At 47.3% G+C, this 9282-nt stretch carries 1 protein-coding gene; it reads right to left on the minus strand.

The features are described 5' to 3' along the window. The coding region (locus ACJ751_RS01020; protein ID WP_407743505.1) for a MupA/Atu3671 family FMN-dependent luciferase-like monooxygenase at positions 1-9282 on the minus strand (9282 nt) is incomplete at both ends.

The following is a 9282-nucleotide window of genomic DNA, read 5'->3' on the forward strand; positions in this document are numbered from 1 at the left end:
CTTTCGATGAAACGGTATCCTTTGACGAGGGTCGTTTCAGTAGCGCCGTACAGGTTCACCAGCCGGATCCTTTCTCCAAAAGCCTGGTGCCATTCCTGTAATTCATACGGCAATATCTTTTCACCTGCCAGCAGCACGTATTTCAGAGCGGGATATAGCACTTCCTGCAAATCGCCTTTCCCGAATAATTTAAAGAAACTCGGCACGCAATGGATCAGATCGATGCGTTGGCTATCTATCCATGCCCTGATCCTGGGAGCCGTGGACAGATTTTCTTCGTCCGGTATACAGATCGTACCACCTGAACAGAGTGGCACGAAGATATCGCGCATAAAGGCATCGAAGCCGGGATTCACAAACTGGCTGAACCGGTGGGAACTGTCGATGTGGAATGTTCCTATTTCCCATTCTATAAAATGAGAAAGTCCTTTATTCCTGCCTACTACTCCTTTTGGATTGCCGGTGGAACCGGAGGTGAAATATACATAGATCTGATCTTCAGGACTGTAATCCCGCAGCTGTTGGAGTGCTACTTTCTGGTGTCCTATCGCGTCAATCGTCAGCCAGGTGATCGTTCCAGATGGATCTATTCTTTCGCAGTCTGTCTGTTGCTGATCGGTAATGATATACCGGATACCTGCCTGGCTGATCATGGATGTCAGGCGACTTCCAGGCAGTGTTGTCTCCAATGGCACGAATGCAGATCTTGATTGTAATATACCCAGCATGGAACTGATCAGCCATCGACGGTCTTCGCAGAAAATACCTACAAAGCTGCCTTCGGCAATTCCATGACCAGCTATCGCTGCGGCTATCTTACCGGCATCGGCGCCTATTTCTTTATAACTGTATTGTTTCCCCCTGTATTCTATAGCCGAACGGTGCGCGTGTGTTTCGAAACTCCGGTGGAGCCGGAGTTGAATGGGTGTTGTTTTTTGCTCCAGATCGGCCGTCAGCCAGGCATTCAGCGCCAGCTGCTCCCGTTCATCATACAGCGAAATATCTTTTAAAAGTCCATCCGGTTTGGCCACTATTGCACTGATAATATTTTTCAGTTGGGTGCCTGCATTTTCAATCGTCTTTTCTGCATACCTGTTCGCATTGAAATCAAATTGGATGATCAGTTCATCCAATGGCATTATGGTGATATCGAGATCATAATTGCCCTGCACAAAGAAATCCGCGTTGCTTATTTCAAATGGTTTGCCGGTTGATGTACCATCAGCTTTTCCTATCTGCTGCGCTATCGGAAAATTCTCAAACGCTATGATATGATCCAGCAGCTCCCTTCCCGGCTCCCTCATGGATTGGATCTCCGACAATGGGTGATAATGATACAATTCACTCTCCAATGCGCTGGCCTGCAATTCCTGTAAAAAATCGCCCGCCGTTGCTGTGCCTTCATACTTTATCCTGACCGGTATTGTATTAATGAACAACCCTACCATCGTTTCTACTCCCTCGATCTCTGCCGGACGGCCTGATACCACTGATCCGAAAACGACATCATCCGTATTGTTATAACGAGCCAGCAGGATACCCCAGCAGCCCTGGAGGATGGTATTTATCGTTACCCCATATTGCCGGGACAAACGGTTCAATCCCTGCGTCTGCTCCTGATCTATAATCACCTGCCATGTTTTTTGATCATAGGAAGACGCTGCTGTTCCTTGCGACAGGGTCGTCAGCTTTGGCAAACCAGTCCGGTTCTCATAGCCTGCCAGGTATTGCCCCCAGAAGGCTGCCGACGCCTCCTTATCCCGGTTCCCCAGCCATTCAATGTAGTGCGAATAAGGCTTCACAGATGGCAGCCGGATCTCCGTTCTGCTCACCATATGCTGGTAGATCGTTGTAAATTCATTGACGAGGATGCCGATGCACCATCCGTCCATCAGCAGGTGATGATAATTCCAGATGAATTCATATTCCCGCTCTCCTGTACGAATGATCAACAGCCGCATTAATACGTCACGGTCCGGATCAAACGCTCTGGCCCGCTCCTGCAGCTGGTATTTTCTGATCAGTTCCTTTTTTGACGATTCCGGAAATACTTCCCGGATATCTTCGCAGGATAGCCCGATCCTTCTATCTTTCAATACAACCTGAATATGCTGCTGGTATCCTTCATGAAGGAAAATGGTCCTAAGGATATCATACCTGGCCATCAGGTAATTCATGCTCTTTCCAATGGCATCCAGGTTAAGATCACCTGTCAACAGGCAGGTGGTTTGTATATTAAACCGGCTGGCCTCCTTATCTATTAATGAATGATATAGAATTCCTTCCTGTGTTGGAGTCAGGGGATAGATATCCTTAATGGCATATTCCTGCTGCAGCTTATCCAGGGCATCAATGGACAGCCCTTTGTACGACATGTCCGATGGCGTTAGTTCTGTTCTGCCATACGAACAACAATAATCAATTACTTCCAGCAGGCTATCCTTATAACAGTTCATAAAGCTATGAACAGTCTCTTCTCTATACTGCGCCGTACTATACCGGAGATGCATTTTCAATTCTCCGGCAGTTACCGATCCCACGATGTCCCAATCATAAGGTAAACTTGCTTTGGGTGAAACCATATCACCTTCCAGTCCCCTCACAATGGTAAAAGAATTACCCTCGATGTCCGCATCGAACTGACCCAGGTAATTAAAACTCATTTGTGGATTGGCTGTCGATGCGGCTGATCCTTCGGCATACTTCACCAGCAGGTAGTCGAGGCCGGCATTAGGAATCCGTCTCAGGGTTTCCTTTATATTTTTGATATTGTCCGACAAGTCCTTTTGCCCGCCTTCTATCAGTATGCGGAAGATGCTGGTGAACCATCCGACGGTTCGGCTGATATTAATGCCCTGTCCGATATCTTCTCTTCCGTGCCCCTCCAGGTCAAGCATCAGACTGGTATGTTTATATAATTTTTTAACACTCAGGAATAGGGCGGTCAGCATGAGATCGTTGACGCGCGTATTAAAAGCATGATGTGCTTCCGTTAAAAGCCGGATTGTTGCGGGCGCATCAAGGATAAATGTTTCCATCCTGCTGACGGCACCGGTATTGATCCCTCCAGGATAATCCCTCGGTATCCGATCAATGGTTGAGGGCGGGAAGTCATTGGCGAACTTACGCCAGTATACTGCCGCCTGCTGCCAGGTTTTTGATTGCATATAACTGGAAAGATGACCGGGCCAGGATTGAAAAGAATCTGTTTTCAATGGCAGTGAAAGCGGCTTGTTATGCAGCACCTGTTGATAAAGCTGTTCAATATCCTCAAACAATATTCTCCAGGATATGCCGTCCACCACGAGATGATGTATGGCAATGAGCAACCGGCTTCCGTCATGCATATGAAACAACCCCAGTTGCATCAATGGCCCTGTAGCCAGATCGATGCCGGACTGTACTTTGTTCGCGTAAAGGTTCAACGCCCATGCCTGGTCTTGTTCCTTTCTCAGATCAGATTCGCTGATGGCAACCGGAAGGTCCGGACCCCGTGTTTCGGGGATGAATGAGCCGTCGACTTCCTTAAATACCATCCGCAATGCATCGTGGTGTTCCTGTATCTTTCTGAAGATCGTATGCACGATGTCTCTCGATATTCCATTCGGGAACAACAGCATGACGGCCTGATTATAATGATGAGCATCCAGTGAAATGCCGTCGAAATACCATCTTTGAATAGGGGTTAACGATCCGGTTCCGGTGATAAATGACTGATCCGATACAGAACCTGTTTTTTTAACTCTTTGAGCAAGCATCCTGATCGTCTGACTGATGAAGATATCTTTAGCTGATATTTCATAACCAGCGTTTCGCATTCTTGAAATGATCTGAATGGATTTTATGGAATCTCCTCCAAGAGAGAAGAAATTATCTGTAATACTGATATTGCCAACTCCTAATACCTTTGACCACACTTCTGCCAGCAATCGCTCGTTCTCTGTCCCGGGCGCTTCAAAATCGTTCCTGATGCCATTATCCTGTGGGTCAGGCAGGGCTTTTCTGTTGACCTTCCCGTTGGATGTAAGGGGAAGCCGGTCCATTATTACAAAATGGGCGGGTATCATATAGGGAGGAAGGCTGTCAGCCAGGTGGGTTCTCAGGGCCACCAGGTCAATGGCGGGATCTGCTGCCAGGTATGCGGTTAACTGTTTGACACTCTCTTTTTCCCTGACATCAACTATGGCTTCTCTTACCATTGGATAGGTAAGCAATGTATGTTCAATTTCGCCCAGCTCTATCCGGTAGCCCCTTATCTTAACCTGGTGGTCGGACCTGCCGAGGAATTCAAGATTGCCTTCCGATGTCCATCTGGCTACATCGCCAGTCAGATACATTTTCGATCCGGGCCGGAAGGGATTGTCAATAAACCGCTGTGCTGTTAATACCGGCTTATTCCAATATCCTCTTGATAATCCTCTCCCGCCAATATACAGATCACCGGTTACACCGATGGGCACGGGTTGCAGTTCCTTATTCAGGATATAGATCTGCGTATTGGCAATAGGCTTGCCGATACTCACTTTATCCTCGTTATCATCAAACGCATGCACACAGGACCAGATCGTTGTTTCTGTGGGACCATACATATTGAACACGGCCGCCCGGGTAATGGCCCGGATATTACGCATCAGCGATTCGGGAACCGCCTCTCCTCCTATCAGCAGCATTTTCAAAGACCCCAGGAATTTCTTTGAGCCCGGATCTTTTTCCAGCAGATTTATAAAAGAAGGAGTGGACTGCATCATGGTGACCGGCTGGTGCTCCCCCGGGAATATACCGGCATACATCCGTTTCAACTCGCTCAGGTGTTGTAAGCCCTCCATCACCTTATTCTTGTCAATACCGAAATCCACTAAACAGGCTATCTCATCCACACCCGCCTTGGCCAGCTTCATGAGAATCTCTCCACAACTGCTTTTAGTGCCAATAAGCGAACTGGTTGTATAATAACGTTTGAAGGCGCTTTTCAGGACCCGTGCCCTGTCTTCTTCCGGCAATTCCTCTTCTTTGATCCCTTCTTCCTCAAAAAGCACTTTTGACAATCCCAGGGAACTTTTCAAATATTCCATAAAGGGTTGTTCTACTATCTTCTCCACTTCCTCTATCTGTTCGCCAATATAGGTATGCAGCATAATGGCGACCTTTCCTTTTTCCGGATCGAAACCATGTTTTGCTCTTGATCCGCGGTATAGTTGAATATTTTTTGCAAGGCTATCGATATCCTGGCCCAGAAGATGGGTCAATATATTCGCACCGATCGCTCCGGCGCTGATGAAGGTGTCCGCGCTTCCTCCGGAGGTTATCCATACCGGTAATTCTTTTTGTACGGGTTCGGGGAATATGCGCAGCTCTGTCGTGCTGCCAAAACCATTTACGCGACTGATCTTTTCCCCTCTCCAAAGGTCTTTTACAACCCTGATCTTCTCATACATGATTGTTTGCCGGTCTTTGAAATTATCTTCCGACAATATAAAGTCATTTGGGTTCCACCCAGATGCAAAGGACAGCGCCACCCGGCCATTGGATAAATTGTCGACCACAGACCATTCTTCTGCGATCCTTATTTCGTCATGCAGCGGCAGGACAACGCTGCCGCTTCTTAATTCGATCTTTTCGGTGATCATGGCAAGTGCCGAGCTCAATACGGAAGGATTCGGGAAAAGTCCGCCAAATTCATGAAAATGACGTTCCGGAGTCCATACGGCTTTAAAGCCCTGCTTATCCGCATACTTCACTGAATCCAGCAGCAGATCATATTTATCATCCCCGTCGTTTGAATAACTGGAGAAGAAGAAAAGACTAAAGTCAAGGCTCACCGCGGCCGTATCCACATATCTGTCAAGGCCATTCAATGAAATATCGGATGGGTGTACGATCACTTGTATCCCATTACAGATGGTCCAGAACAATTCCAGGACCGATATATCAAAGGAAGTGCTGGTAACAGCTAAAAGGCAATCTGTTTCACCGGCAGGCAATTTCCGGCTCATACCCTGAAAGAAATTTACTACGGCGCCATGGGTTATCATTACTCCTTTCGGCAGGCCTGTAGATCCGGAAGTATACATTACGTAGCACAGATCGTCGGGTTTATTGATCGCTGGAGCAGTATCGCCAGCCGCATTTAAAATATCTTCCAACAGCAGCCCTTTCCCGTTATAGGCAAAATCGATCGCTCTTCCCTTGTCTGTTATCAGAATGGCGGCCCCGCTATCGGTAAGCATGTGTTCGACCCGTTGTTTCGGATAGGCGGGATCGATCGGCAGATAAGCGCCGCCTGCTTTTAATATTCCCAGCAACCCGGCCATCATCTTACCAGACCGGCTCACCATAATGCCCACCAGGTCTTCCCGTTTGATCCCGGCCTGTTCTCGTAAATAGAAGGCCACCCGGTTCGCGCTTTCATTTAACTCCTGGTAGGTCCAATGCATATCTTCATATACCACGGCAATCTTGTGTGGCGTTCGTTTTACCTGTTCCTCAAAAAGAGAAACGATCGTCGCCCCTTCGCTGTCATCCAATTCAGTAGCGTTAAACTCAACCAATAAACGACGTTTTGCGGCTTCGTCCAGCAATTCAACGTCTTTCAGTAATACATGAGGAGTTGCAGTTACTGTAGTCACTATCTTGCGGAAATACTGTTCAAACCGTTCAATGGTTTCCTTTTTGAACAATTTTGTACAATATTCAAAAGTGAAAAAAAGCCGGTCCTGAATATCGTTAACGGTTAAGGTAAGGTCAAACTTCGAACCCACATTGGGATAGTCGAGGCGCTCCAGGGACAGATCCGGCAACACAAGTTCCGGTCTGGAAAAATTGCCATAGGAGAACAAGACATCGAACAGCGGATTATGACTCGTATCTCTTTCCGGCCGTAAAGCATCGATCAGGTCTTCATATTGATATCCCTGGTTATCGAAACACCTGATAGTATTGGATTTCACATTGGCCAGGAATTCCTGAAACCGTAGTTGTTTATTTGCATGATTTCTTATCGGAATGGTATTGACGAACATACCGATTATCGGCTGCAGGTCTGCCTGGTCACGTCCGGCCACAGGCGTACCGATAACAATATCTTCCTGGTCGCTCAATTTACTCAACAGGATAGCATAAATGGATAAGAGCACCATGAATAAGGTGGATCCCTCCTTTTCTGCCACTAACCTCAATCCACGTACGTCCTGTTCGCCCAATTCAAACGCAAGCGTATTACCCTCGTAACTTTTTATGGAAGGTCTCGGAAAATCGAATGGCAATTGCAGGGTGGGAATTTCTTCGGCGAACTCATTCAGCCAGAATTCCTTTTGCCTGCTAACCGATTGCCGCTGCTCATCACTTTGCTGCCATTGAGCATAGTCTTTGTATTGTAAGGGCAGGGCAGGCAATTCTTCATTGTTGTATAAGGCTATAAAATCCCTGATGAGTACGCCCTCGGAGAATCCGTCAAAGATGATGTGATGCAGGTCAACCATCAGGATGTAGTGATCAGCGGAATTGCCGGGATCCGCAGCATTTCCTGAAACCGCAACGAGTCCGGCTCTTATCAGAGGAGGTCGGTCCAATTCAAATGGCCTGACGAAGGCCCGGAACACGGATTCCAGGTTATTTTCGCTGGCGTTATAATATTCCAGTTCAAAATTGTCAGGGTCCGTTATTTTCTGTACCGGATCGTTGTTGAGTAACTCAAAGCAGGTTCGCAGACTTTCGTGCCGGCGTAAAAGCCTGTCAAAAGTGGATTGTATCCTTACCCTGTCCGGCGCTCCTTTAAGACCCAGCAATAAGGTTAAATTATATACCAGGCTATCTTTGTCAAATTCATTAAGGAAAAACAGTCTTTTCTGCGCCGAACTCAGCGGGTAAAACTCCTGGTTTGCGGCGATGGGTATCAGCGTATGACCGGACTGTATCACCCTATCTTCATTGGCAATGCCCATTTGGGAAATTTCGATTTTGAGTATCGGCACCAATTCCCTCACGGTCGGATTGGTGAATAGTTCACTGACTGAAAGATCCGTATTGAACTCCTTGTTGATCCTGGAGATGATGACCATCGCTTTCAGCGAATCGCCACCTATCCCAAAGAAATCGTCATCCACGCCGATATCGGCGATCCCAAAAAATAATTTCCACAAGTTCAGTAATCTTTCTTCTGTGCCCGGTCCTTTTGTATCAGATTGCAAAAGATTCTTTTCCGCAGCATTCGATGGCTTACTGATATCTCCTGCGAAGGAGGCTTTTTCGTCCGATCTCAGCCTAACCCATTTGTCGATCCTCCGGTTTAAATCTCCTACGGAGATAGCTATATTTGGGATATTTGTAAGCGATATGACATGTTCGAATAGGCGGCAAAGTTCTTCCGGAGTGATGCCTCCACTACCCTCTTTCTTCAGATCCAAACCATCCAGGCCGACACTTATCCAGGGATCTTCTTCCGTGCTGTTTTTAAAAGCATTGATCAGATGATCCATAAAGGTGTTGGCAGGAGTATAGACGCCAAAACCCAGCCCGCCGAGAATGACAGATATTGAAGAGGTCGCCAGGCAGAAATCGGGCTTGCGCTTGTCGAATAGATCTTTCAGTATCTGTAAACCGGTAGCCTTAGCCGCAAACTGGTATTCCAGATCGGCTCGTGTCATTATGTTGATGGTCTTTCTGGCTTCAGCACCGGAAATACCTGCGGCATGAATGACCCCATCGATCATACCAAATTTGCTTTCCCCGGTGTTCACCGCTTCCTTTACCGCTGCCGCATCAGCTATGTCACAGGACACATACAATACGTCACCGCCCATTTGTTCTAATTCCCTCATCCGCATTATCCTGAACCCGTTTGCTTCATCCGGCGTCAAAGCGGTTCGCCCAAGCAGGATCAATCTTGTGTTATATTTATTTATCAGGTATTTCGACAGGGTGAATCCCAAATCCCCTAATCCTCCTGTAATGAGATATACTCCCCGGTGTCGGATCTTTACAGGAAGGTCATGAAGGACACTGGCGGAACCGGGTTGTTCAAAAAGCCATTCGAACACCGGCACCCACCGCTTCGAATTCCTTAATGCAACTGACTTACCCTGCTCCCGGTGTCCAATCTCATCCAGTAATTTATGGAGGAAGGCATCTGCATCTATTTCCCGGACAGCATAATCCCTCTGTGCCTCTTTTGCGGAAATATCGATATGGCTTGTATAAACGCCGGAGTATTCCTGTGGGATCACCTTCAGCAAGCCACTTACCGGTGCCAGGCTGGGCGAAACCGGTTCGTCTCCCAGAACATTA

Source organism: Niastella sp. (genome assembly GCF_045805085.1).
Taxonomy (GTDB): Bacteria; Bacteroidota; Bacteroidia; order Chitinophagales; family Chitinophagaceae; genus Niastella.